We start from the raw sequence: 24,537 nt of genomic DNA on the forward strand, positions 1-24,537 counted from the left end.
GCCGGGTTCAGTCCTGCTCGGCCGTGACCTCGGCCTCGGCCTGGGAAGGCGGAACCGCCTCGGTCTCGTCCGCCTCCGCGGTCACGAGCGGGGGCTCGATGTCGACGGCGAACTCGTCGACGATCGGCTCACCCATCGGCGTCGGCTCCGGCTGCTCGACGTCGGTCTCTGAGTGCGCGCCACACCCGTGGTCGAGCGAGATCACCTTGCCGTCGGAGGGGCTCCACTCGTTGGCGCACACCCCGAAGGTCGCCCGGAGCGCGCCGGCCATCGGCACGAAGTAGCCGCACGTCGCGCACCGAGCGGTCGCCTTGAGGGCGATGTCGGAATGGGGGCCGCCGTCACCGGCATACCACCGGGTCGCGGCAGCCTCGCGTCCCTCGGCTGACAGGACCCGGGGGCGGCCGAGGCCCAGCTCGAAGATCGCCATCTGGTCGACGTCCTCGTCGCCCGTGGCCTCGAAGCCCGCCTCGAGGTTGGGGTCGTCGGCGCGGTGCGGCAGCACGTCGCCGGCGCCGAGATCCCCGGGAGCGAGCCGGTCGGCATACGGCAGCCACTCGGGGGCGAGGATCGCGTCGGGGCCGGGCAGCAGGTTGGTCTCGGAGACCGTCGCGACCTTGCCCCGCGGCACCCGGGCCACCGAGACTCCCCAGCGCCAGCCGCGGTAGCCCGCCGACGTGCACTCGAACCAGTGCATGGCGAGCCGCTCACCGAGCGCCTCCATGCCGAGGTGAGCGCCGACCGTGCCCGGCTCGGCGACCTCCTCGAGGACGGCGCGGGCGAGGTCGACGGCCGATGCGAGGACGGCGTCCTGCTTCGGGGTCGGCGTGGGGGCGACGGTCATCGGCCCTTGCCCTCGTCGGGGCCGGGTCCGCCGTCGAGCTGGGCGGCGAGCCCGCGGAGGGCGCGCCCGACGGTCGAGGCGAGCTTCTTGTCGGGGTAATGGCCCTTGCGCAGGCCGTTGCTCACGCCGTCGAGGAGCTGGACGAGGTCCTCGATGATGACGACCATCTCCTCGGCGGGCTTGCGGTCACGCTCGCGACGGTTGGCGGACACCGACTGGACGGGGTCGAGCAGCTTGACGGCGAGCGCCTGGGCACCCTTGCGGCCCTCGACGATGCCGAACTCGACCCTCGCTCCCTTCTTCACGGTCGTGACACCGGCAGGGAGGGCGTTGGCGTGCAGGAACACGTCGAGCCCGTCGTCCTCGGTGATGAACCCGAAGCCCTTGTCGGAGTCGTAAAACCTGACCTTGCCAGTCGGCACTGTCCACCTCGTTGATCTCGGTCGGTCGCACCCGGTTCGGCACGACTCGATAGGGCGCCCTGGTGCGCGCAGCACCAGCCTAACGGCTGCCGGCAACCGCGAATTTCGGTCCGGCGGACCCCGTCAACCCGCGACGGGGCCGGGGGTGATCCCCCACGTGCCGGTCCACTCCTCGCCCGGCGCGAGGAGGACGAGCGAGTCACCGGAGTTGAAGGCGTCGGCCGGGCAGCTCATCGGCTCCACGGCGACTCCCGGCTCGCCCTTGCCCTCCCGGGCCAGCGCGGTGAAGACCTGCAGCCACGGGAAGGCTTCGTCGGCCCACAGCGTGACGGTCCGGTCCGCCGAGGCCACCGTGGCACGCCAGCGACCGTCGGCGTCACGCACGACGCCGGTGAAGGCCGTGTCGAGATCGGCTCCGGCGACAGCACGGCCGGCACGGAAGTCGAGGCCACCCCCCTCGACGGGCTCGACGGAGGCCGGCAGGAGCCGCTCGTCGACGGCGACCCAGCGGTCGGCGGGGACGGTGAGCACGACGTCGTCGAGCGGGGTGCTCCCGATCGAGAGATACGGGTGGGCGCCGTAGCCGAACGGCGCCTCGCTCCGCCCCACGTTGCGGGCGGCGGTGGTGACGACGAGACCGCTGTCGTCGAGCACATAGGTCGTGCGCAGGTCGAGGTGGTGGTCCCAGCCCGGTTGCGGGTGCAGGCGGTAGCCGACGGTGACCGACGACTCCTCGCGGTCGACGAGCTCCCAGAGCGCCCAGCGGACGAGACCGTGGCTGGCGTTGCCTCGGGGGACCTCGGTGATCGGGAGCTGGTGCTCGACGCCGTCGAAGGTGTACTTGCCGTCGCGGATGCGGTTGGGCCACGGCATGAGCTGCTGGCCGCGCCCCGATGCGCACGGCTCGTCGACGTCGTACCCCGCCACGAGGTCGATGCCGTCACGGGTCAGGGTCCGCAGGCCGCCCCCGACCTCGACGAGCGTCGCCTCGAAGGGACCGTGGCCGATGGTCCACTGCTGGCCGGTCGGGTGCGCGTGCTGACCCTCGGTCAGCGCGACAGGTGTGAGCGCGCTCATGGCGGCAACGGTAGCGCTCCGGGGCCTGCGCCTGAGTCGCGCGGTCACGCCGGACCGCCGGAAGAGGGGCCGGCGAGGCAGCAGCGGCGTCCGGGCGCCGTCGTCCGGCGTGCGGCTAAGTTGGGAGGGTGGCCCCCTCGAGCCGAAGTCTCGCGGATGACATCCGCGGTCGCAGCGACGCCGAGCTCGTCGACCTCGTGCTCGCGCGCCCGGACCTCGCCCGTCCGGCCCCGGCCGACCTGACGAGCCTCGCTGCCCGCGCGAGCACCCGCGCCAGCGTCCAGCGGGCCGTCGAGGCGCTCGACCGGGGCCACCTGCAGGTCCTCGAGGCCCTCGTCGTCGCGGCCGACCCGGCCCCGACGCGGGTCGGTGAGACCGCAGACGAGCCGACCTCCGTCGGCGCCGCCCTCCCGGTCGTCCTCGAGCTCCTCGGCACCGACGACGAGGCCCTCGTCCGACGGCTCGTCGACGACCTGTGGCGGTCCGCCCTGCTGTGGCGCTCGGCCGACGGCGAGCATGTCGTCCGCACGGTGAACGAGGTGCTCGGCGGGACCGTCGCCGGGCTGGGGCCTCCCATGCGTGAGCTGCGCTCGTCCCTCGTGCCCCAGCACGACGACCCCGTGGCGCTCCGCGCCGCGATCGACGAGGCCCCCGACGCAGCGCGGGCGATGCTCGAGAAGATGACGTGGGGACCCCCCTTCGGGGTCATGCCGACCGGCCGGGCGGGCTCGTCGACGGCCCGGTGGCTCCTCGAGCGCCACCTCCTCGTGCCGGTCGCCTCCGACCGCGTGGCGCTGCCGCGCGAGGTAGGCCTGGCGCTGCGCCACGGGCGTCTCCACCAGGCCTCGCAGCTCGTGCCGCCACCGCTCGAGGCCCGCCGGGTCTCCCTCGTGGACGAGGTCGCCGGCGGAGCGGCCAGCACCTTCCTGACCCAGGTCGACGAGCTCACCGCCGCCTGGGGTGCCGCGCCACCGAGGGTCCTGCGCACCGGGGGACTCTCCGTCCGCGACCTGAGGACGACCCAGCTGACGCTCGACGTCGAGCCGGAGCTGGCCGCCTTCGTCGTCGAGATCGCGTATGCCGCCGGGCTCGTCGCCGACGACGGCGAGATCGTGCCCGTCTGGGCTCCGACGGCCGACGTCGACGAGTGGTCCTCGACCGAGGCCGGCCACCGCTGGGCCTCCCTCGCCCTCGCCTGGCTCGGCTCGACCCGCGCACCGCACCTCGTCGGGCAGCGCCCGGGCGGGGCCGCGGGGGCGGTCAACGCCCTCGGCCCCGACGTCCAGTGGCCCGCGATCCGCACCCTGCGTCGCTCGGTGCTCACCGAGCTCGCCTCGCTCGGCGAGGGCGAGGCGGTGGGAAGCGAGGCGCTCCTCGACCGCCTCATGTGGAGACGTCCGCTCCGCCCGGGCGCGGTCCTCGGAGAGGCCGTCGGCGCCATCGTGCGTGAGGCGGAGTGGCTGGGTGTCACGGGCCGCGGCGCGCTCTCGGGGGCCGGGCGTGCCCTGCTCGGCCCGGTCGGCCGCCGTCGCGCCGAGAGCGCGGCGAGTGCAGCAGGGTCCTCGGCGCGCGGCGACGTGAGCTCGGGCCTGGCGACCGCGACTGCCGGCGACCTCGATGAGGTGGCGGCCGCGATGTCGGCGCACCTGCCGGCACCGGTCGACCACGTCCTCGTCCAGGCCGACCTCACCGCGGTCGCCCCCGGGCCGCTCGTCGGGAGCCTCGCGTCGTTCATGCGCCTCGCCGCCGACGTCGAGTCGCGTGGCGGTGCGACGGTCTACCGCTTCACCCCCGAGTCCGTCCGACGCGCCCTCGACGCCGGGTGGACGGCAGCGGAGTTCATCGAGACGGTCCGGCGGTCGAGCCGCACACCGGTCCCCCAGCCGCTCGAGTACCTCGTGTCGGACGTCGCGCGGAGGCACGGGCAGACCCGGATCGGCGGCGCAGCGGCATACGTCCGCTCCGACGACGAGTCGGTCCTCGACACGATGCTCGCGTCACGCGACCTCGCGGCGCTCCAGCTGCGGCGCATCGCGCCGACGGTCGTCGTCTCGTCCGCCGACCCGCGGGTTCTCGTCGACCTGTTGCGCGACAACGGGTTCGCCCCGGTCCACGAGGGCCGCGACGGCGCGGTCGTCCACGTCGAGACGCCGCGTCGACGCGCGACGACCCGCCGCCGGGGGCCCGGCCCCGCCGTCTCGCCCGTCGACCTCGCCTTCACGCAGACGCTCGTGACCGGCCTGCGCGCCGCCGAGGCGACCGCCGACGAGCGCCGAGCCGCGGAGGAGTCACGCTCGGGTCCGCGGATCCCGGCGACCGACCCGGTCGTGACCCTCTCGCTCCTTCGCGACGCGGTCGCCGAACGGCACGGCGTCTGGATCGGCCTGTCGGACCAGGTCGGCGGCACGACGCGCCACCTCATCCACCCGCAGCGGGTCGAGGGCGGCCGCGTCTGGGCGACCGACGAGGGCGGCCAGGAGAAGACCTTCTCGGTGCACCGCATCACCGGCGCGACGCTCGAGGGGTGAACGGCGCGGCGACGCGTCCGGCGTTCGTGCTCCGGGCGACGCCGGCGCGCGGCGCCACGCCCTCGTCAGCACCGGGCGGGACTGGCTGTTGCACGTGACGAATGACCAACGCGACGCCAGGCGGCTCAGTGGGGGTTCGGCCCGGGTCAGGAACCCGCGAGCGCCTTGACGACGCGCGACGGCGACGGCCGGCCGAGCTGCTCGGCCATCCACACGCTCGTCTCGACGAGGGCGTCGAGGTCGACCCCGGTCCGCACGCCCGCGCCGTGCAGGGCCCAGACGAGGTCCTCCGTCGCGAGGTTGCCGGTCGCCGACTTCGCGTAGGGGCAGCCACCGAGGCCGCCCGCCGCCGCGTCGACGACGGTGACTCCGTCGCGCAGTGCTGCCATCGTGTTGGCGAGCGCCTGGCCGTAGGTGTCATGGAAGTGGACGGCGACCCGGTCGGTGCCGATCCCCCGGGCCTCGAGGGCCTCGAGGAGCCGATGGACGTGCCCTGTCGTGCCGACGCCGATCGTGTCGCCGAGACTCAGCTGGTCGCAGCCGAGGTCCATGAGCCGCACCGCGACGTCGACGACCTGCTCGACGGGGACCGGGCCCTCCCACGGGTCGCCGAAGCACATGGAGACGTAGGCCCGGACCCACATCGAGTCGGCCTGGGCGCGCCGCACGACGGGCTCGAACATCGCGTACTGCTCGGCGACCGAGCGGTTGAGGTTCTTGCGGGCGAAGGTCTCGGTGGCCGAGCCGAAGACGGCGATCGCCTGCAGGCCGAGCTCCTCGGCGCGGTCCAGGCCGCGTTCGTTGGGCACGAGGGCGGGGCGGCGGCGGCCGACGCCGTCGGCACCGAGACCGGCCAGGACCTCCTCGGCGTCGCCCATCTGCGGCACCCACTTCGCTGGCACGAAGGAGGTCGTCTCGATGGTTCCGAGGCCGGCCGCCTCGAGGCGCCGGACGAACTCCACCTTCGTCGCGGCGGGGACGATGGTCTTCTCGTTCTGGAGGCCGTCTCGCGGGCCGACCTCGTAGATCGTCACCTCCGCGGGCAGGCCCGCTGCCGCCTCGACCTGTGGGGATCGCATGCGCCCATACTGTCACCAGCGGCACCCACCCCCGGTTCGATGTATCCGGGGGCCGTGGGCGGTGCTGGAATACATCGAACGGAGGGGAGGGTTGAGCAGGACGATGAATGACGGACCCCTGATCGTCCAGAGCGACAAGACCCTCCTCCTCGAGGTCGACCACCCGCGTGCCGAAGAGGCGCGGCGGGCCATCGCGCCCTTCGCCGAGCTCGAGCGCGCTCCCGAGCACGTCCACACCTACCGCGTCACCCCGCTCGGCCTGTGGAACGCCCGGGCCGCCGGGCACGACGCCGAGCAGGTCGTCGACGCCCTCATCACGCACAGCCGGTATGCCGTCCCGCACGCCCTGCTCGTCGACGTGGCCGACACGATGGACCGATACGGCCGCCTCACCCTCGAGAAGGAGGGTTTCGCCGACTCCCCCGAGGGCACCCGCCTCGTCCTGCGCACGACCGACCGCCCGGTCCTCGAGGAGGTCCTCCGGCACCGGAAGATCAAGCCGTTGACGGGCGAGCGCATCGACGACCTCGCTGTCGTCGTGCACCCGAGCGAGCGAGGGACCCTCAAGCAGGAGCTCCTCAAGGTCGGCTGGCCGGCGGAGGACCTCGCCGGCTACGTCGACGGCGAGGCGCACCCGATCCACCTCGCCGAGAACGGCTGGTCGCTGCGGCCCTACCAGCAGCACGCCGTCGACGGCTTCTGGCACGGCGGCTCGGGCGTCGTCGTGCTCCCCTGCGGCGCCGGCAAGACCCTCGTCGGGGCCGGAGCGATGGCCGCGGCCAAGGCGACGACCCTGATCCTCGTCACCAACACGGTCTCCGCGAGGCAGTGGAAGGACGAGCTGCTCCGCCGGACGAGCCTGACCGAGGACGAGATCGGCGAGTACTCCGGGGCCCGCAAGGAGATCCGGCCCGTCACCATCGCGACCTACCAGGTCCTCACGACGAAGCGGAAGGGCGCCTACGCGCACCTCGACCTGCTCGACGCCCGCGACTGGGGCCTCATCGTCTATGACGAGGTCCACCTCCTCCCCGCGCCGATCTTCCGGATGACGGCGGACCTCCAGGCCCGTCGCCGCCTCGGACTCACCGCCACGCTCGTGCGCGAGGACGGTCGCGAGGCCGACGTCTTCAGCCTCATCGGCCCCAAGCGCTTCGACGCGCCGTGGAAGGACATCGAGGCGCAGGGCTACATCGCTCCGGCGGACTGCGTCGAGGTGCGAGTCACCCTGCCGGACGGCCAGCGGATGGCCTACGCGACCGCCGAGCCCGAGGACCGGTACCGGCTCGCATCCTGCTCCGACGCCAAGCTCGACGTCGTCGAGAAGCTCGCCCAGCGGCATACGGGCGAGCCGACCCTCGTCATCGGGCAGTACCTCGACCAGCTCCATGAGGTGGCCGAGCGCCTCGGCGCGGAGGTCATCACCGGGGAGACGACGGTCAGGGAGCGCCAGCGGCTCTACGACGCGTTCCGCACGGGCCAGCTCTCGACGCTCGTCGTGAGCAAGGTGGCGAACTTCTCGATCGACCTGCCCGAGGCGAGCGTGGCGATCCAGATCTCGGGGACGTTCGGCTCCCGGCAGGAGGAGGCCCAGCGCCTCGGCCGCGTGCTGCGCCCCAAGGGCGACGGCCGGACCGCGCACTTCTACACGATCGTGGCGCGCGACACCGTGGACGCCGACTTCGCCGCGCACCGCCAGCGCTTCCTCGCAGAGCAGGGCTACGCCTACCGCATCGTCGACGCCGACGACCTCTGAGCCGCCCGGTCAGCGGTGGAGGCTCTCCACCGCGACGACGGTCCCGAGCACGACGAGGAACACCGCGAACGCCCGCAACAGCGTCACCCCGCGGACCTTCCGGGCCACCCGCCCACCGAGCCTGGTCCCGAGTCCCGTGCCGACGGCGAACGTCGCCACCAGAGCCCACGGTATGCCGCTCAGCCCGCCTCCGAGGGCACGCGTCACGAGCGCTGCGGTGGCGTTCACCGCGATGACGACGAGGCTCGTCGAGGTCGCGATGATCGCCGGCATCCGCATGACGACGGCGAGCGACGGGACGGTCGCGAAACCGCCGCCGACACCGAAGAACCCGGTGAGCGCGCCGACGCCGAACGCGGTGGGGACGAGCTGGGCGATCGAGACCTCACCCGTGCGCTCCGCCGGCTCCGGGCGGCCGGCGTGGCGCCACATGACCACCGCCACGACGACGAGCAGGACCGAGAAGCCGACGAGCAGGTAGGTCGGGTCGACGAGGTAGGACAGGCGGGAGCCGAGGACCGACCCGCCGAGGCCGAGGCCGCCGAAGACGAGTCCGGTCCGCCAGTCGACGAGCCCGCTGCCCCGGAGCGCGTGGAGCCCCACCGCTGCACCGAAGAGGACGACGACGAGCGAGATCGTCGTCGCCTCGCGCACCGGCTGGTCGAGGACGTAGACGAGGACCGGGACGGCGAGGACGCCACCGCCCCCGCCGAGCGACCCCATGAGGAGCCCGACGACCAGGCCGATGAGCGGCGCGAGCACGAGCGTGTTGACCATCGCCGTCAACGCTAGGACACCCGGACGCCGGTCCCCCGCCCCCACACCTTCTCCGCCCGGGCGGAGAACCTGCACCCGGCCTGGCCCGAGACACTACAACTTCTCTGCCCGGGCGAAGGAACTCGGCCAATCGGGCCGGAAACACCCCAACAGCTCCGCCCGGGCGGAAATGCTGGGTGGGCGGCATACGAGCGGGCGGGCGGCATACGAGCGGGCGGGGGGCGTCTCCGGCGTCCCGCGTCTCCAGCGGGCGCGCCGAGGGGGTCCACCGCGTTCACAGGAAACTTCCAGCAAACACGCCGACACTGATGACGTGGAGACCCAGACACCAGAGGCCCGCCTCCTCGTCGTGGAGGACGAACCCAACATCCGCGAGCTGCTCGCGACCTCCCTGCGATTCGCCGGCTTCGAGGTCGAGACCGCGGGCGACGGCACGACGGCGCTCGCCCTGGCCGCCGAGAAGGAGCCCGACCTCGTCGTCCTCGACGTCATGCTCCCCGACGTCGACGGGTTCGAGGTGACCCGACGCCTTCGTGACCGTGGCCGCCAGCAGCCGATCGTCTTCGTCACGGCGCGCGACGCGACCGGCGACAAGATCCAGGGACTCACGGTCGGCGGCGACGACTACGTCACCAAGCCGTTCAGCCTCGAGGAGGTCATCGCGCGGATCCGGGCGGTCCTGCGCCGGACCCGCGGTGCCGTCGACGAGGGAGCGACGCTGCGCTTCCACGACCTCGAGCTCAACGAGGACTCCCACGAGGTGCGCCGGGGCGGTCGGGTCATCGACCTGTCGCCGACGGAGTTCAAGTTGCTGCGCTACCTGCTCCTCAACCCCAACCGGGTCCTGTCCAAGCTGCAGATCCTCGACCACGTCTGGGACTACGACTTCCGTGGCGAGTCCGGCATCGTCGAGTCCTACATCTCCTATCTCCGGCGCAAGATCGATGCCGACGGCCCGTCCCTCATCCACACGAAGCGTGGCGTGGGTTACGTTCTGCGAGTGCCCCCAGAGCTCGCCACGACCTGACCCGGCCGGCCCGCGTGACCATCGAGACCAGCGAGACCGTCGCCGCACCACCAGCCTCGTCCACCGCCTCGAGCCGTAGGCGGCGGCGCGGCCTGCCCAGGCGCCTGCGCAGCCTCCCGCTGCGATGGCGCCTGCTGGCCGTGGCCCTCGGGCTCATCCTCGTCGCGCTCGCGCTCACGATGGTGGTCGTCAGTGCCCTGCTCAACCGCTACCTGCTCGACCAGGCCGAGCAGGAGCTGCGCGTCTACGGCGCGAGCATCGCTCGACTGCAGGTGAGCCAGATGGCCCAGGACCGCCCCCTGCTCCCGACCGGTTTCACCCTGCGCCTCCAGCCTGCCGATGGGGAGGAGCAGATCTCGCTCGGTGAGGCGGCGACCGAGACCGACCGGGCCGACATCCCCTACCTGCACCCCGACGACCCGCAGGTGAAGTCCGGCAAGACGTTCACCGTCGGCTCCGTCGGCGGCGGTGACACCGAGTGGCTGGCCCTGGCCCAGGCCGACACCAACCAGGTTGCGACCTTCGTCGTCGCGCTGCCGCTCCGCCAGCTCGACGACACCGTCGACCGCTTCCTGCGCTACGCGGCCGCGATCGGCGGGATCGTCCTGCTCGCGTGTGCGGTGCTCGGCTGGTTCCTCGTCCGGCGAACCTTCCGGCCACTGACCCGGATCGAGGACACGGCTGCAGGGATCGCGGCCGGTGACCTCACGCGGCGTGTCGAGGTCCCCGACACCGACGACGAGGTCGCCTCGCTCTCACGCTCGCTCAACGCGATGCTCGCGCGGATCGAGCAGAGCTTCGCGGTCCGCGAGGCCAACGAGCTCAAGATGAGGCGCTTCATCGCCGACGCCTCGCACGAGCTGCGGACCCCCCTCGCGGCCGTCTCGGGCTACGCCGAGCTCTACCGCCAGGGCGCGCTTCCCACCTCGGATGCGGTCGCCGGCGCGATGGGCCGGATCGAGAGCGAGAGCCACCGGATGAGCGGGCTCGTCGAGGACCTGCTGACCCTCGCCCGCCTCGACGGCGAGCGACCGCTCGAGCTGCAGACCGTCGATCTCGCCGTCCTCGCCGCGGACGCCGCCCAGGACGCCCGCACGATCAGCCCGGACCGGCACTTCACCGCATCGGGCATCAAGGGCCCGATCCAGCCGACCGAGCTCATCGCCGACGAGCGACAGCTGCGCCAGGTCGTCACCAACCTCGTCACGAACGCCCGGGTCCACACGCCCGAGGGCACGCCCGTCGAGATCCTCGTCGGGCGCACCGGGCCCGACCGGGTCGCCCTGCTCGTCCGCGACCACGGCCCGGGGATCCCGGCGGCTGACCGTCGCACGGTCTTCGAGCGTTTCTACCGTGCGGACTGGTCCCGCAGCCGGGGCCGCGGCGGGGGCAACGGCCTCGGCCTCGCCATCGTCGACGCGATCGTCGCAGCCCACGGAGGCGAGGTCCGGGCCGACGAGACCCCCGGCGGTGGCGCGACGTTCGTCGTCGAGCTGCCCCAGCGGCCGCGGCCCGAGCTCATCGACGGCTGAGGCGGCAGGACGACCCCGCCGCGCGCGGCGGGGACCCGTCCTCGACTGGGACACAGCGGCATACGGCCCACCGGGCCAGCCGTCGAGGCTCTCGGCGGATGTCGAGCCGCCGTGCGGAGACCACACAGCCCATTCTTAGGATCGCCACACGAGTGTCCCAATCTCGGCTTGTCTGATGGAGACAAGCGAGAGAACCGAGGAGGAGCCATGACCATGGCACCGGACCACACCCAGCAGATCCCCAACGCTGACTACTACAGCCAGCTTCCGCCCCCGATGCCTCCGGCGCCGCCGGAGGGGCAGGGCGGTGGCGGCTCGACGCCGCCCCCGAAGGAGCGCCGCCGGCTGGCCGAGACCACGGGCGTGGCCCTGCTCGCCGCGATCCTCGCGAGCGGAGGCACGTATGCCGCCACTCAGATCCACGACCACGGCACCGTGTTCCCGAGCTCGGAGACGACGACGTCCTCGACCACGACGAACAACGCGAACTCCTCCCCCACCGTCATCCAGGGCAACGCCGCAGCGCCTGACTGGACGGCGGTCGCCAAGGCCGTCTCGCCGAGCGTCGTCAGCATCGATGTCACCACGGCCCAGGGCGAGGGCGCCGGTTCCGGCGTCATCTTCGACAAGTCCGGCCACATCCTGACCAACAACCACGTCGTCGGGGACGCGACCGGCGCCGGCGCGATCAGCGTGACCCTTGCCGACGGACGCACCTACGGCGCGACGATCGTCGGCACCGACCCGTCGACCGACCTCGCCGTCATCAAGCTGACGAACGGTCCGAGCGACCTCACGCCGATCACCCTCGGCGACTCGGAGGCGCTCAAGGTCGGCGACCCCGCGATGGCGGTCGGCAACCCGCTCGGCCTCTCGGGCACGGTCACGACCGGCATCGTCTCGGCCCTCAACCGGCCCGTGAGCACCGGCACGAGCGACTCGCCCAGCGGGCAGGCGGTCGACCCCGTCGTCACCAACGCGATCCAGACGTCCGCGGCGATCAACCCCGGCAACTCCGGTGGTGCCCTCGTCAACGCCAAGGGCGAGCTCATCGGCATCAACAGCTCGATCGCCCAGCTCGGCGGCTCCTCGGGCGGCCAGAGCGGCAACATCGGCATCGGGTTCGCCATCCCGATCAAGGAAGCCAAGACCATCGCGGACCAGCTCATCTCGAGCGGCAAGGCCTCTCACGCCTTCCTCGGGGTCAGCACTCGCGACGCGACCGTCACCGACGGCTCGGCCAAGCGCGCAGGCGCCCAGGTCGCATCGGTGACGGACGGAACCCCCGCCGCGAAGGCCGGCATCAAGCAGGGCGATGTCATCATCGCGGTCAACGGCCAGCCCGTCGACTCGGCCACGGCGCTCGTCGCCCAGATCCGCGAGATGACCGCCGGTGACAAGACCACCCTGACGATCATCCGGTCGGGTGCGCGACAGAACGTCGATGTGACCCTCGCCGTGAAGCCCGACACCCAGAACTGACCGTCCCCTCCCCTCGCGTTCCCCCCGGCGCGACGACGTGATCCCGGAGCCTCCCGCTTCCGGGATCACGTCGTTTGCGCAGGTCCGACCTAGGATGCTCCGGTGAACCCGGACGAGAGCACCCACCCGACCGCCGACGGCGCCGTCACCACGGCGCCGGCTGAGGGGCCCCCCGCGAGCGCCGATGGCAGCGCCCCGCCGGCGCCGCGGCTCGACCCCGAGGACGTCGCGACCGCCGTCCGGGTGCTCGCCCTCGCCCCCTCGCTCGACCTCGACGACCCCGACTTCGAGACGCTCAAACGGGCGGCGTCCCTGATGTACAAGCGGCTCAAGAAGGACCGGCGCAACGCAAAGACGTGGGCCGAGCGCAAGGCCGACCGCCAGGTCATCGAGTCGACGGCGACCGGGTCGCCGATGCGGATCGATGACGAGACGCGCGGCATCCCCCTCGTCTCCAGCGCGAGGGGCGCGTTCGCCGGCGAGCTGGTCAACCCGCGAGGCTGCTACATCTGCAAGACGGACTACACGCTCGTCGACGCCTTCTACCACTGGCTCTGCCCCTCCTGCGCGGCGACCTCGCACGCCAAGCGGGACCAGCGCACCGACCTCACCGGCCGGCGCGCCCTGCTCACGGGAGGCCGCGCCAAGATCGGGATGTACATCGCCCTGCGCCTGCTCCGCGACGGCGCCCACACGACGATCACGACCCGCTTCCCCAAGGACGCGATGCGCCGGTTCGCCGCGATGGAGGACAGCGGCGACTGGATCCACCGGCTCAAGATCGTCGGGATCGACCTGCGCGACCCGACTCAGGTCGTCGCGCTCGCCGACGAGGTGGCGGCCGCCGGCCCGCTCGACATCCTCATCAACAACGCGGCCCAGACCGTGCGCCGCTCGCCGGGCGCCTACAGCAACCTCGTCGAGATGGAGTCGGCGCCGCTCCCTGACGGGATCGCGCTGCCGGAGATGGTCACCTTCGACCGCATCAGCGAGGCGCACCCCGCCGCCATCGCCGGGGCCCTGAGGGACCATGCCGTCGCGCACCACGACGGCGAGTCCGTCGAGCACGCCATCGCCGCCCAGAACGCCGCAAGCATGACGGCGCTCGCCCTCTCGGCGGGCCACGCGAGCCTCGAGGCGCACCTCGCCGGGACAGCCGTCGACGCCGGCGGCCTCCTGCCCGACCTCCAGCGGGTCAACTCGTGGACCCAGAAGGTCGACGAGGTGGACCCGCTCGAGATGCTCGAGGTCCAGCTCTGCAACGCGACGGCTCCCTTCATCCTCATCTCCCGGCTGCGGCCGGCGATGCGCGCCTCGACGGCTCGCCGGAAGTACGTCGTCAACGTCTCGGCGATGGAAGGCCAGTTCTCCCGGCGGTACAAGGGTCCGGGCCACCCGCACACGAACATGGCAAAGGCGGCGCTCAACATGCTGACCCGCACGAGCGCCGCAGAGATGCTCGAGACCGACGGCATCCTCATGACGGCCGTCGACACGGGCTGGATCACCGACGAGCGGCCGCACGACGAGAAGCTGCGGATCGCCGCCGAGGGCTGGCACGCCCCGCTCGACCTCGTCGACGGCGCGGCCCGCGTCTACGACCCGATCGTGCGCGGGGAGGCCGGCGAGGACCTCCACGGCTGCTTCGTCAAGGACTACCAGCCCAGCCCCTGGTGACCGCGCGGTCCGAGCGCGGCTGAGCCCGGCGGCATACGACGAACCCGTATGCCGCCGGGCTCAGCTCCGGGCGAACCGGATTCGGGCCGACGGTCTTGCGGTCACGCGGTCAGGCCAAGGCCTTGGCCTTGAGGGCGTCGAACTCGGACTGGCTGATGGCGCCCGAGTCGAGCAGCGCCTTCGCGTCGGAGATCTGGGAGGCCGGCGACGCGCCCGAGCCGGCGACCTGCTGGATGTACTCCGCCTGGGCCTTCTGCTGCTGGGCCATCGACGCCATCTGCCGCTCGCCCATGCTCTTGCCCCGGACGATGAGGTAGATGAGCGCGCCGAGCCAGGGCAGGAAGATCAGCACGAGTGCCCACCCGGCCTTGGCCCAACCACTGAGCGTCCGGTCGCTGAACATGTCGAACACGCAGCGGAACCACACCATGATCGCGGCGATCCAGATGAAGAACCAGAAGCTCCACAGAAGGACGTCCCAGAAGTTGGTGGTGATGTCGTTCATTGCCACTCCTTCACTTGTGTCCGCCGTCCTCCGGCCCGTCGCTGTGCGGGGACCGGCGCCTGCGGACGCTCTTCCGAGGCCTGACATCAGGCCCGACAAAGCCCACCCTGCCCGCACGGAATACCGGTCGACATCGCCCACAAAGGATGAGAAGAGACGAAATTCAGCCCGTCCGGGGACGTGTGACGTGCTCGAGCGCCCGGACGGGCCGCCCCGCTTCCCGATGAGGCCGTATGCCGCTGAGCACAGTCCGTCGTAACCGGCCCGGTCGCTGCGTGGCGGGGCCACACTGGAGACGTGGACGCCGAACTGAACCGTCGCAACACCCTGGACGCGGTCGATGCCTTCAACGCGGGCGACCTCGACCGCTACCTCGCGAGCTATGCGCCGTACGCGGTCATCCACGGGCTCCCGGAGCACCTGCCACCGACCGTCGCAGGACACCGCGAGTTCCTCACGGCGATGCGTGCTGCCCTGCCGGACTTCAAGGCGGAGGTGCACACGCTCATCGTCGAGAACGACACGTCGGCGGCGCGGCTCACGTACACCGGAACCCACCGGGGAGTGCTCCAGGGCGTGCCCCCGACCGGTCGGCGCCTGCGCTGGGATGCGATGAACTTCAGGCGGTTCAACGACGAGGGCCTGACCGTCGAGCGGTGGATCCTCAACGACAACATCGCCCTGCTCCACCAGCTCGGGCGAGTCTGAGGCACCCACCCCCGACCACCCGAGCACGGGGTGCGATGTGTCAGCGGTCGGATGCGGCCGCTGAAGGCATCGAACCGCGGGTGACGCCGTCGGCGATGACCTCACTCATCAGGGCGATGAGGTCACGTCGGCGCCGGTCGGGGTCAGCGGCATACGTCGACGGCTCGTCGGGACGCTCGCGCACGCGGAGGGCCTCCTCCGCGATCTCGCGGCGGTGCGGGAACGCCTCGAGCACCCACCGTCCGCCGCCCGACTTGGACGTGGGTCGTCCGGTGACGAGCAGGTGGTGCAGGCGCGGCGCCCCGAGAGCACCCCACTCTGCGGCCTGCGGCAGCGAGGCCTCGCGAGGGTGATGCTCCATCGCCTCGAGCTGGGCGCGCCAGTACGTGTCGAGGTTGTCGCGGGTCGCCGCGTGGAGGGCGGCATCGTCGCTGTGGATCTCGATGTCGCGAAGCGGCCTGCCTCGCAGGGTGACTCCGTGGTCGCGCAGCTCACGCCACGTGATCTCCTTGACGTCGCCGTGGTGGCCGACGTCGAACCACTCGTGCAGCACGCCGGGCCCCTCCGGGACGTCGGCCGGACGCCCGGCGAGGTCGCTCTCGAGGACGTAGAAGCCGTCGTAGGCCGGTGACGGCCACCGCTTGCCCAGCTCGGCGTGGACGTGGCGCAGCGCCTCGATGTCGACGTCGGTGGGGCGGCGGGTGACCGTCGCGACGAAGTCGATGTCGCTGCCCGCGTGGAACTCGCCGTCGAACCCGATGGAGCCGTGGAGGTAGAGACCGTCGAGCAGGCCCGGCAGCGCGTCGTCGACGAGGGCGGCATGCGTGTCGCAGACCGTTCGGACGATCTCGGGCAGCTCGTCCCGGGTCGGGGTCGCCACCGTCACGCCTCGGGGTAGTAGGCGCGCCGGGACGCGAGGGCCTCGCGCAGCTCGGAGTCGGCGTCGACGAGGGACCGGCGGACGGCCGGCGTGAGGTCGTCGCGCGTGAGCGTCGCAGCGCTGAGGCGCGCCGTCTCGTCGGTGAACACCCGCGGGAAGGCGACCCGCACGACGCGCGACAGGGCGTCCTCGCCGACCCAGCCGGACATCTCGGGGACCTCGGTGAAGTAGCGCTCGACATAGGCCTCGACGAGGGCGTCCTCGGGGGCGGACCAGAACCCCCGGGCCAGGTGGACCATCTCGTAGTTGGACCGGTCGTGACGTCCGGTGAGCTGGTCCCAGGCCCACGCCTTCTGCTCCGCGTCGGGCAGGCTGGCCCGGCACATGAGCGCGTTGAGCGAGCCCTGGAGCGTCTCGTCCTTGAGGCGGTAGCCCTCGACCTCCTCGGCACCGATGAAGCCGCGGGTCGCGAGGTTGCCGACGACGATCCAGCGGAAGTCACCGTCGTCCTCGAGACCGAGCGGCAGGCCCTCGCCCTCCGCCCACGAGCGGAGCAGCCCCTCGTCGTCGTTGGCGCCCGCGAGCAGCCGCGCGGCGGCGAGCGACTCCGTCGAGCCGGGAGTCGCCGTGTCGAGGAGGGCGCGAGCGCTCGATGCGAGCCGCTCGAGGGCGCGCGACTGCTGGGCGCGAGGCACGAAGAAGGGCACGATGCGGTGCTCCGCGTAGGCGGCCATCCGGGTGAGGATCGACGAGTTGGTCTCGGACGGCCACACGCACTCGAACACGTGCAGGAAGGTCGCCGGCGCGACCGCGGCCCCGTGGACCGCGTCGAGCAGGGACGACCAGACGACGGCTCGCGCCTGCGGGTCGGGGATCTGCGAGAGCTGGACGGGGAGTGCGTGGATCGTGCTCTCGGACAGGGTGACCCGGGCCCACGTCAGGTCTGAGGCGTTGGGCACGACGACGGCGGGCACGGGCTTCCCGCGCAGGCCGTCGAGGGTGGCCTCCGGGCCGGTCAGGGTCGTCGACGCGCGGAAGACCTCGGCACCGTCGGTCCAGCCGGCCACGTCGAGGGCGTGCGGCCGGTCCGCAGGGTGGGCCGACGGCACCCCGCGGCGGATCGCGGCAGCCGTGACGTGGGCGCCGGGAGCCTCACCGTCGGTCGTCAGCTCGACGGAGATCGCGTCGCGGTCGGCGGTGAGGAGCCAGCCCTGCGACCAGGCTGCGAGGTCCTTGCCGCTCGCCTGCTCGATCGCGGCGAGGAAGTCGGCGAGCGTGCCGTTGGCGTAGGACTTCTCGCTGAGGTAGGCCCGGACCCCGGCGACGAACCGGTCGTCGCCGACGTAGGCGATGAGCTGGCGCAGGGCCGCCGCGCCCTTGGCGTAGGCGATGCCGTCGAAGTTCTGCAGGGCGCTCTGCGCGTCGAGTGCCTCGACGCCCGCGATCGGGTGGGTCGACGGCGACCGCTCGGCGCCGTATCCCCACACCTTGCGTACGATCGAGGAGTCGACCCAGGCGTCGGTGTAGTCGGTGGCGTCGACGAGGCACCGGTGCGACATGTATTCGGCGAACGACTCGTTGAGCCAGAGGTCGTCCCACCACTTCATCGTCACGAGGTCGCCGAACCACATGTGGGCCATCTCGTGCGAGACGGTGTTGGCCCGGCTCAGCAGCTCGTCGCGCGTCGCCGCCCCCCGGAAGAGGTACTGGTCGCGGAAGGTGACGCATCCCGGGTTCTCCATCGCGCCGGCGTTGAACTCGGGCACGAAGACCTGGTGGTACTCCCCGAAGGGGTAGCGGATGCCGAAGAGGCCGTGGAAGTAGTCGAACGAGCGCCGGGTCACGTCGAAGAGCTCGGCAGCGTGACGCTCGAGCGGCTCCTTCAGCGAGGCGCGGGCGTGGATGCCGAGCGGTATGCCGTCGTGCTCGCTCCGCACGGAGACGTACGGCCCGGCGCACACCGTCACGAAGTAGGTGGCGAGTGGCCGCGTCGTGGCGAGGGTCCAGCGGCCCGGGGCGGTCTGCGTGGCCGCGCCGTTGCCGATGACGACCCAGTCCGCCGGGGCGTTGACCGTGACGTCGTAGGGGGCCTTGAGGTCGGGCTGGTCGAAGCAGACGAAGACGCTCGGTGCGGCGTCGAGGAAGAGGTGCCCGTAGACGTAGTCACGCTGGTCGGCGGGGTCCGTCGCCCGGTGCAGCCCCTGGCCGTCGTGGCTGTAGGCCATGGTCGCGACGACGGTGAGCTCGTTGTCGGCGGCCAGGTCAGGCAGCGGGAGCCGCCCCTCGACGACGGCGGCGGGGTCGAGGTCGCGTCCGTTGAGCGTGATCGACGCGACCGAGCGGGCCTTGAGGTCGACCCAGCTGGGCTCGCCGGGACGGTGGCACGTGAACCGGACCGTGGCCACCGAGCCGAAGACCTCGGCACCTTGGTCGAGGTCGAGCTCGACGGCATACGAGGTGACGGTGAGCAGCTCCGAGCGCTCGCGGGCTTCGGCCAAGGTGAGACTACGCATGAGGGCGAGCCTGCCAGATGGGCAGGCTCGCCGCTGCAGAGTGGTCCGCCCGATCCGGCGGGTGCCCGGCTCAGCGGTGGAGCGGGCCGCCCGCCATCTGCTCGAGCCGCGAGATGCGCTGGTCCATCGGCGGGTGCGTCGAGAGGAAGCGCGAGACGTCCTGGGCGCGGAACGGGCTCGCGATCATCATGTGGCTCGCGTTGACGATGTCCTGCTGCGGGGCGAGCGGGGCGCGGGCGACGCCGGACTCGAGCTTGCGCAGCGCTGACGCGAGGGCGAGCGGGTCGCCGGTGAGCGTGGCGCCGTCCTCGTCGGCGTCGTACTCGCGGGTGCGGCTGATCGCCATCTGGATCATCATCGCGGCGAGCGGCGCGAGGAAGCTCATGGCGAGCAGGGCGATCGGGTTGGGCCGGTCCTCGTCGGAGCCGCCGCCGAACATGCCGGCGAACATGAGCATCTGACCGATCGAGGTGATGACGCCGGCGAGGGCCGCGGCAACCGAGCTCGTGAGGATGTCTCGGTTGTAGACGTGCATCAGCTCGTGCCCGAGGACCCCGCGCAGCTCACGCTCGTCGAGGAGCTGGAGGATGCCCTCCGTGCAGCAGACTGCGGCGTTCCTGGGGTTGCGGCCCGTGGCGAAGGCGTTGGGCGCCTGGGTCGGCGAGATGTAGAGGCGCGGCATCGGCTTGCCGGCTCGGGTCGAGAGCTCGCGGACGATGCGGTACATCACCGGCGCCTGGGCCTCGGACACCGGGTAGGCGTGCATGGCCCGGATGGCGAGCTTGTCGCTGTTCCAGTAGCCGAAGAAGGTCATCACGACGCCGAAGAGCGCGAAGACCCAGATGAAGCGGCCGCCGCCGACGAGGGCGCCGACCGCGAGGAGCAGGGCCCAGATGCCGCCGAAGAGGGCAGCCGTCTTGAGCCCGTTGAAGTGGTTGTGCATGCCGGTTGAACGAGCAGCGGTGAAGGGGTGTTCCCAGCGGCTTCCCAGCACCCGCTCTGGACGAAGCGTGGCCCTGGAGCGCCCGGCTGCTGTGGCGCGGGTCCGGCTGGCCTGTGGAGGGGCTGTGACGCGGATCTCGCGGCGACTTCACCTCACACCCATTTCAACTACTACAAGTAGTAGTAGTTTCGAGGTGTTGGGAACACCGACACCCACCTCTGAACAAGGAGAAAGCGATGCGCAAGTCATTCGACAAGTTGATCTCCTGGACCGGCCTCATCATGGCGGGGGTCCTTCTCGTGGCGGGCGGATTGCTGATGTGGGCGGCCACCTTCGTCAACAACAACGTCACCGAGCAGCTCCAGGCCCAGAAGATCACGATGCCCGCCGCGGCGGCGCTGACCACGCAGGACATGAAGGACAACCTGGCGCAGTACTCCGGCCAGCAGATGACGACCGGTGACCAGGCCAAGGCCTACGCCGACCACTTCATCCTCGCCCACATGAACGAGGCGAGCGGTGGCAAGTCCTACTCCGAGGTCTCGGGCGCGTACCTGAAGCTCGCCGCCGACCCGAACGCGGACCAGGCCCAGGTCGCCAAGCTCGGTGAGCTGCGCCAGACGCTCTTCATGGGCAGCACGCTCCGCGGCCTGCTCCTCTACGGCTACGCCTTCGCCACCATGGGCAAGATCGCCGGCATCGGCGCCATCGTCGCCTTCGTCGGCGCGGTCATCCTCACCATCCTCGCCGTCGCCGGTCTCAACCACGCTCGGCACCTGGACGAGGGCACCACGACGCCGGAGGCGACCGCCACCCCGACGCCCGAACCGGTCACGACCTGACCGCTCTCACGGAAACTGGCCACCCGAGTCCCCCGGGTGGCCAGTCCCATGTCCGGGGGCGCGTATGCCGCTCAGCCCGGTCCGCGCACAGCCGCCCACCCGCTGTGGTCGGGTCGCGGTCCCGGGCGCCTCAGCACCATAACAAGTCCGCCCCGGCGAAGAAGACCCGGTCCCGGGCGCCTCAGCAGCCCGACACCTCCGCCCCGGCGAAGAAGATCCGGTCCCGGGCGCCTCAGCACCACAACAACTCCGCCCGGGCGGGGAAGATCCGGTCCCGGGCGCCTCAGCACCCCGACACCTCCGCCCCGGCGAAGAAGATCCGGTCCCGGGCGCCTCAGCACCCCGACAACTCCGCCCCGGCGGGGGAGATGCGGTCCCGACCCCAGGAACGACCACAACAACTCCGCCCCGGCGAAGAAGATCCGGTCCCCGCCCCAGGACGACCACAACAAGTCCGCCCGGGCGGGGAAGATCCGGTCCCGGGCGCCTCAGCAGCACAACAACTCCGCCCCGGCGAAGAAGATCCGGTCCCGACCCCAGGAACGACCACAACAACTCCGCCCGGGCGGGGAAGACCAGGACGACCAGCGCGGGTCGCGGGTCGCGGATCGCCGGGGCGCTGCGGTCTCAGCCCAGCAGGCGCAGCAGCAGGTCCGGCTGGATGCTGAGAACGACCAGGACCGCGGCCGCGAGCGCGAGGACGGCCACGATCGCCGGCCGGTGGCCAGGACCTGCGGTCGCGGCGACCGGCTGGTCGCTCGTCCGGGTCACCGTGACGACGGGCCGGAGCCAGCGCAGGTAGACGGCGACGCCGAGGACGGCGTTGACCGCGGCGATGACGGCGAGCCAGACCCAGCCCTCGACGACCACGGGACGCAGGGCGACGACCTTGCCGACGAGGCCGATGACGCCCGGGGGCAGGCCGGCGAGCGACGTCAGCGCGATCGCGAGGGCACCGGCGCGCCACCGGCTGCGGTGCCAGAGTCCCTCGTAGGCCGCGAGGCTGCGCCCACTGGCAGCACTCTCTCGCACGGTCAGCGCGACGACGGCGAAGGCGACGAGGGTCGCCACGACGTAGGTGAGCAGGTAGGTCGCCGACGAAGTCGCACCGAGCGTCGACACGCTGACGAGCGGCATGACGACCCAGCCCGCCTGGGCGACGGTCGACCAGGCGAGCAGCCGGATGACGTCGTCCTGGCGCAGCGCCATGAGGTTGCCGAGGGTCATGCTGAGGGCCGCGAGGAGCCCGACGGCGACGAGCGCCGGGGCGCCGAGCGCGGCGACGGCCCGGACCACGACGAGCAGGGCCGCCAGGGCGGCGATCTTCGAGACCGTCGCGAGGAAGGTGGCGACGGCCGTCGACGAGCCGGCATACGCGGTCGGGGTCCACGCGTGGAAGGGGACGAGCGAGAGCTTGAAGCCGATGCCCGCGAGGATGAGCACGACGGACAGGGAGATGAGCCCCGCCGTCACCGACGAGTAGGTCACCTGGCCGCCACCGGGGCTGACGGCAGCGTCGGGGGTGAGGAACGGGCTGCCCGTGGCGGTGAACCAGAGCGCGGCCCCCAGCGCGAGCAGGGCGAAGGACACGAGCGAGGTCACGAGAAGCTGGACGGCGCCGGCCACAGCGGCTCGGCGGCCGGACAGGGCCACGAGGGCGATGACGGGCAGCGTCGCGAGCTCGAGGGCGATGAGCCACGTCCCGAGGTCGCGGCTCGCGGCGACGACGACCGTGCCGGAGAGCGCGGTCAGGAGCAGGACGGCCTCGACGGGCGCCTGCGTCGCACCCGGCATGCGCGCCCCGGAGCGGGGCCAGGCCAGCCCGATGCAGACCAGGGCGGCGAGACCGGCTGCGAGCTGGAGCGTCGAGCCGAGCGCGTCGGCGTGCCAGAAGCACGTGGCGGGGAGCCCCTGGAGGTCGGGAAGCCGGTCGGTCGTGGCGCCCCCGCCCGGCTGCCCGGTGAGGCAGAGCGTCGCGCCTCCGCCGCCGTTCGAGTCGGCACGGACGAGGGAGAGGCCGGCGGTGGCGACGACACCGAGCGCGGCCGCCGCGGCGATCCCCCACGGCACCGCGCGCAGGCGCGGGGTGACGAGGTCGACGACGAGAACGACGATGACGGCCCCGATCGGGAGGAGCGCGGGCAGCAGGGCGACGACGTCGATCGTGAGGTTCTTCATCGGAGGACCCCCGAGAGCAAGGCGGCCGCGTCGAGGTCGGAGACGCGCAGGAGCAGGTGCGGCGCGATCCCGAACGTCACGATCGCGAGGAGGAGCGCGCCCACGACGACCCAGCGGACGCCGTGGGCGTCGCGCACCGGTGTGGCACCGTCGCCGGCGGCCTGGTCGCTGCCCTCTCCCGCCCAGACGATCCGCGCGACCCGGAGGGCGTAGCCGGCCGCGATGGCGAGGCCGACGGCGCCGAGGACGACGCAGCCCCGCATGAGCGCGACCGGGCGGCCCGGCGCCGGGGACCAGGCGGCATACAGGCTGAGGAACTCCCCCCAGAAGCTGACGAGCCCGGGCAGGCCGAGCATCGCCCCGAGGCCGACGACGAGCGCGAACCCGTAGCGGGAGGCCGTGTCGCGCAGGGCGAGGCGCGCGATGCGCAGGTCGGCCGAGCCCCACTGCTCCTTGAGGTCTCCGACGAGGAAGAAGAGCAGCGCCGCGACGATGCCGTGGGCGACGTTGCCGAGGAGGGCCGCCTGCAGCCCCGTGTGGGTGCCCGAGGCGAGGGCGAGGACCACGAACCCCATGTGGGCGACCGAGCTGTACGCGATGAGCCGCTTGAGGTCGCGCTCCACGAGACAGGCGAGGCCTCCCCAGAGGATGCCGACGACTCCGAGGACCGCGAGCACCGGGCTCAGGGCTGCGACGCCCTGCGGGACGGAGGCGACTGCGAGGCGGACGATGCCGTAGGTGCCCATCTTGAGCAGGACCGCCGCGAGCAGGACCGAGCCAGCGGTGGGAGCGATGGTGTGCGCGGACGGCAGCCAGGTGTGGACCGGCCAGATCGGGACCTTGATCCCGAGCCCGGCGAGGAGCAGTCCGGCGATCGCGATCTCGAGCCCGCGCGAGAGCCCGTCACCGTGCCGCGTCGCCAAGACCGTGAGGTCGGACGTGCCCTGGTGGTAGACGAGGAAGAGGATGCCGACGAGCATGAGCGTCGAGCCGAGGACCGTGAAGAGGACGAACCGACCGGCTGCGTCGCCGCGGGTCTCGTCGGCGACGTGGTCGTCGCCGAAGCGGCGGATGAGCACCCACATCGGCACGAGGACGACCTCGAAGGCGATGAAGAAGAGGATCGCGTCGCGGGCGAGGAACGTCGCCAGGGCGCCGGTCTCCACGAGGAGGATGCAGCCGAGGTACGTCGAGCGGGAACCGCCCGTCGGCTCGGGCCCGGCGAGGGCATGGGCGACGACGGCGAGCGTCAGCAGCCCGGTGAGCAGGACGAGAGCGGCGGAGATGCCGTCGACCTCGAAGTGCCACCGGATCCCGAGCGAGCGGATCCACGGGGCGTCGACGACGGGACGGGTGGCGACGACGTAGACGGACAGGACCGCGGCGACGCCGGACGCGACCAGGGCGACCCAGCGCTCGACGGCCGTGGCCGGCGCGCTCGGCAGGGCGAGGAGCAGCACCGCGGCGAGCAGTGGGACGAGGAGCAGTGCGGTCAGCGCCACGCGGTCACCCCCAGGACGGCGACGGCGATGACGCCGACGAGGAGTCCGACGAGGGCGAGCGAGGGGACGGCGCGATGGCCGCGCTCCCCTGCCCGCCCGAGGCCGCGGGCGACGACGACCGTCGCCCGCGGGTAGGCATCGACGACGTCGCGGTCGAGCGCGACGACGAGACGGGCCAGCGCGGTCACGGCCGAGCCGACCGAGGCGTATGCCGTGTCGGCGCCGAACCCGCGCACCGCGCCCTCGCGCACGCGGCCGGGGACCC

General features: G+C 72.2%; 19 protein-coding genes and 1 pseudogene. 8 read left to right on the forward strand and 12 right to left on the reverse strand.

What is annotated here, in order from left to right; translation table 11 throughout:
• Window positions 1-7: 7 nt before the first annotated feature.
• From N865_RS15350 to N865_RS15360, 3 genes are all read right to left on the reverse strand, one after another.
• Complete coding sequence (locus N865_RS15350) at window positions 8-844, reverse strand: DUF3027 domain-containing protein (RefSeq protein ID WP_034807747.1); 837 nt, start codon at window positions 842-844, stop codon at window positions 8-10.
• Window positions 841-1,266 carry a cold-shock protein gene (locus N865_RS15355; RefSeq protein WP_034807749.1) on the reverse strand — a complete coding sequence of 142 codons (426 nt, stop codon included), beginning with the start codon at window positions 1,264-1,266 and terminating at the stop codon, window positions 841-843. The genes N865_RS15350 and N865_RS15355 overlap by 4 nt, the downstream gene beginning before the upstream one ends.
• A 123-nt stretch (window positions 1,267-1,389) precedes the next feature.
• Window positions 1,390-2,343 (reverse strand): aldose 1-epimerase family protein, encoded by a 954-nt coding sequence (locus tag N865_RS15360; protein ID WP_051510690.1) that lies wholly within the window; start codon window positions 2,341-2,343, stop codon window positions 1,390-1,392.
• A 128-nt stretch (window positions 2,344-2,471) separates the two neighbouring features.
• Here N865_RS15360 and N865_RS15365 point away from each other — a divergent pair, with 128 nt between their 5' ends.
• On the forward strand, window positions 2,472-4,871 hold the full coding sequence (locus N865_RS15365; protein WP_034807751.1) for a helicase-associated domain-containing protein: 2,400 nt from the start codon (window positions 2,472-2,474) through the stop codon (window positions 4,869-4,871).
• Between the two features lie 146 nt (window positions 4,872-5,017).
• Here N865_RS15365 and N865_RS15370 read toward each other — a convergent pair whose 3' ends face one another.
• Complete coding sequence (locus tag N865_RS15370) at window positions 5,018-5,950, reverse strand: hydroxymethylglutaryl-CoA lyase (RefSeq protein ID WP_034807754.1); 933 nt, start codon at window positions 5,948-5,950, stop codon at window positions 5,018-5,020.
• 103 nt (window positions 5,951-6,053) lie between these two features.
• Here N865_RS15370 and N865_RS15375 point away from each other — a divergent pair, with 103 nt between their 5' ends.
• Window positions 6,054-7,706, forward strand: coding sequence for a DNA repair helicase XPB (locus N865_RS15375; RefSeq protein ID WP_034807756.1), 1,653 nt, complete (start codon window positions 6,054-6,056; stop codon window positions 7,704-7,706).
• A gap of 9 nt (window positions 7,707-7,715) precedes the next feature.
• Here N865_RS15375 and N865_RS15380 read toward each other — a convergent pair whose 3' ends face one another.
• Window positions 7,716-8,483: a sulfite exporter TauE/SafE family protein gene (locus N865_RS15380; RefSeq protein WP_034807758.1), complete on the reverse strand. Its 768-nt coding sequence runs from the start codon at window positions 8,481-8,483 to the stop codon at window positions 7,716-7,718.
• A gap of 313 nt (window positions 8,484-8,796) precedes the next feature.
• On the opposite strand from N865_RS15380, the gene N865_RS15385 reads away from it, so the two are divergent.
• From N865_RS15385 to N865_RS15400, 4 genes are all read left to right on the forward strand, one after another.
• On the forward strand, window positions 8,797-9,510 hold the full coding sequence (locus tag N865_RS15385; protein WP_034807760.1) for a response regulator transcription factor: 714 nt from the start codon (window positions 8,797-8,799) through the stop codon (window positions 9,508-9,510).
• 14 nt (window positions 9,511-9,524) lie between these two features.
• A complete protein-coding gene (locus N865_RS15390; RefSeq protein ID WP_245603788.1) occupies window positions 9,525-11,042 on the forward strand; it encodes a sensor histidine kinase in 1,518 nt (505 codons plus the stop codon).
• Between the two features lie 207 nt (window positions 11,043-11,249).
• Window positions 11,250-12,524, forward strand: a complete 1,275-nt coding sequence (locus tag N865_RS15395; protein WP_034807762.1) for a S1C family serine protease — start codon at window positions 11,250-11,252, stop codon at window positions 12,522-12,524.
• Window positions 12,525-12,626: 102 nt separating this feature from the next.
• Window positions 12,627-14,201 carry an SDR family NAD(P)-dependent oxidoreductase gene (locus tag N865_RS15400; protein WP_084328281.1) on the forward strand — a complete coding sequence of 525 codons (1,575 nt, stop codon included), beginning with the start codon at window positions 12,627-12,629 and terminating at the stop codon, window positions 14,199-14,201.
• Window positions 14,202-14,310: 109 nt separating this feature from the next.
• Here the strand turns inward: N865_RS15400 and N865_RS15405 are convergent, their stop codons facing one another.
• Window positions 14,311-14,706 carry an SHOCT domain-containing protein gene (locus N865_RS15405; RefSeq protein WP_034807763.1) on the reverse strand — a complete coding sequence of 132 codons (396 nt, stop codon included), beginning with the start codon at window positions 14,704-14,706 and terminating at the stop codon, window positions 14,311-14,313.
• 297 nt (window positions 14,707-15,003) lie between these two features.
• On the opposite strand from N865_RS15405, the gene N865_RS21900 reads away from it, so the two are divergent.
• On the forward strand, window positions 15,004-15,414 hold the full coding sequence (locus N865_RS21900) for an ester cyclase (protein ID WP_051510692.1): 411 nt from the start codon (window positions 15,004-15,006) through the stop codon (window positions 15,412-15,414).
• Between the two features lie 40 nt (window positions 15,415-15,454).
• Here N865_RS21900 and N865_RS15415 read toward each other — a convergent pair whose 3' ends face one another.
• The 3 genes from N865_RS15415 to htpX form a co-directional block, all read right to left on the reverse strand.
• Window positions 15,455-16,294, reverse strand: coding sequence for a hypothetical protein (locus N865_RS15415; RefSeq protein WP_034807766.1), 840 nt, complete (start codon window positions 16,292-16,294; stop codon window positions 15,455-15,457).
• A gap of 2 nt (window positions 16,295-16,296) precedes the next feature.
• A complete protein-coding gene (pepN, locus tag N865_RS15420; protein ID WP_034807768.1) occupies window positions 16,297-18,807 on the reverse strand; it encodes an aminopeptidase N in 2,511 nt (836 codons plus the stop codon).
• A gap of 70 nt (window positions 18,808-18,877) precedes the next feature.
• The gene (gene htpX / locus N865_RS15425) at window positions 18,878-19,750 is read right to left on the reverse strand and encodes a zinc metalloprotease HtpX (protein ID WP_034807771.1); all 873 of its coding nucleotides are present in this window, start codon (window positions 19,748-19,750) and stop codon (window positions 18,878-18,880) included.
• Between the two features lie 236 nt (window positions 19,751-19,986).
• On the opposite strand from htpX, the gene N865_RS15430 reads away from it, so the two are divergent.
• Entirely contained in the window at window positions 19,987-20,592 is a 606-nt protein-coding gene (locus N865_RS15430) for a hypothetical protein (RefSeq protein ID WP_051510694.1), read from the forward strand.
• Between the two features lie 627 nt (window positions 20,593-21,219).
• On the opposite strand, the gene N865_RS15435 is transcribed toward N865_RS15430, so the two are convergent.
• The 3 genes and pseudogenes from N865_RS15435 to N865_RS23060 form a co-directional block, all read right to left on the reverse strand.
• Entirely contained in the window at window positions 21,220-22,770 is a 1,551-nt protein-coding gene (locus N865_RS15435) for an NADH-quinone oxidoreductase subunit N (RefSeq protein WP_034807773.1), read from the reverse strand.
• The gene (locus tag N865_RS15440; protein WP_034807775.1) at window positions 22,767-24,272 is read right to left on the reverse strand and encodes a complex I subunit 4 family protein; all 1,506 of its coding nucleotides are present in this window, start codon (window positions 24,270-24,272) and stop codon (window positions 22,767-22,769) included. Before N865_RS15440 ends, N865_RS15435 begins: the two co-directional genes overlap by 4 nt.
• Window positions 24,263-24,537 (reverse strand): annotated as a pseudogene (locus tag N865_RS23060) (NADH-quinone oxidoreductase subunit L); the annotation flags it as partial. The gene N865_RS15440 and the pseudogene N865_RS23060, both read right to left, overlap by 10 nt.

Source organism: Intrasporangium oryzae NRRL B-24470 (genome assembly GCF_000576595.1).
GTDB classification, from domain to species: domain Bacteria; phylum Actinomycetota; class Actinomycetes; order Actinomycetales; family Dermatophilaceae; genus Intrasporangium_C; species Intrasporangium_C oryzae.

Bases quoted from the DNA above. Each gene is read 5' to 3' on its own strand.
- htpX (WP_034807771.1), bottom strand. From the start codon at position 19,750: ATGCACAACCACTTCAACGGGCTCAAGACGGCTGCCCTCTTCGGCGGC.
- pepN (WP_034807768.1), bottom strand. From the start codon at position 18,807: ATGCGTAGTCTCACCTTGGCCGAAGCCCGCGAGCGCTCGGAGCTGCTC.
- N865_RS15405 (WP_034807763.1), bottom strand. From the start codon at position 14,706: ATGAACGACATCACCACCAACTTCTGGGACGTCCTTCTGTGGAGCTTC.
- N865_RS15370 (WP_034807754.1), bottom strand. From the start codon at position 5,950: ATGCGATCCCCACAGGTCGAGGCGGCAGCGGGCCTGCCCGCGGAGGTG.
- N865_RS15350 (WP_034807747.1), bottom strand. From the start codon at position 844: ATGACCGTCGCCCCCACGCCGACCCCGAAGCAGGACGCCGTCCTCGCA.
- N865_RS15380 (WP_034807758.1), bottom strand. From the start codon at position 8,483: ATGGTCAACACGCTCGTGCTCGCGCCGCTCATCGGCCTGGTCGTCGGG.
- N865_RS15375 (WP_034807756.1), top strand. From the start codon at position 6,054: ATGAATGACGGACCCCTGATCGTCCAGAGCGACAAGACCCTCCTCCTC.
- N865_RS15360 (WP_051510690.1), bottom strand. From the start codon at position 2,343: ATGAGCGCGCTCACACCTGTCGCGCTGACCGAGGGTCAGCACGCGCAC.
- N865_RS15435 (WP_034807773.1), bottom strand. From the start codon at position 22,770: ATGAAGAACCTCACGATCGACGTCGTCGCCCTGCTGCCCGCGCTCCTC.
- N865_RS15395 (WP_034807762.1), top strand. From the start codon at position 11,250: ATGACCATGGCACCGGACCACACCCAGCAGATCCCCAACGCTGACTAC.
- N865_RS15430 (WP_051510694.1), top strand. From the start codon at position 19,987: ATGCGCAAGTCATTCGACAAGTTGATCTCCTGGACCGGCCTCATCATG.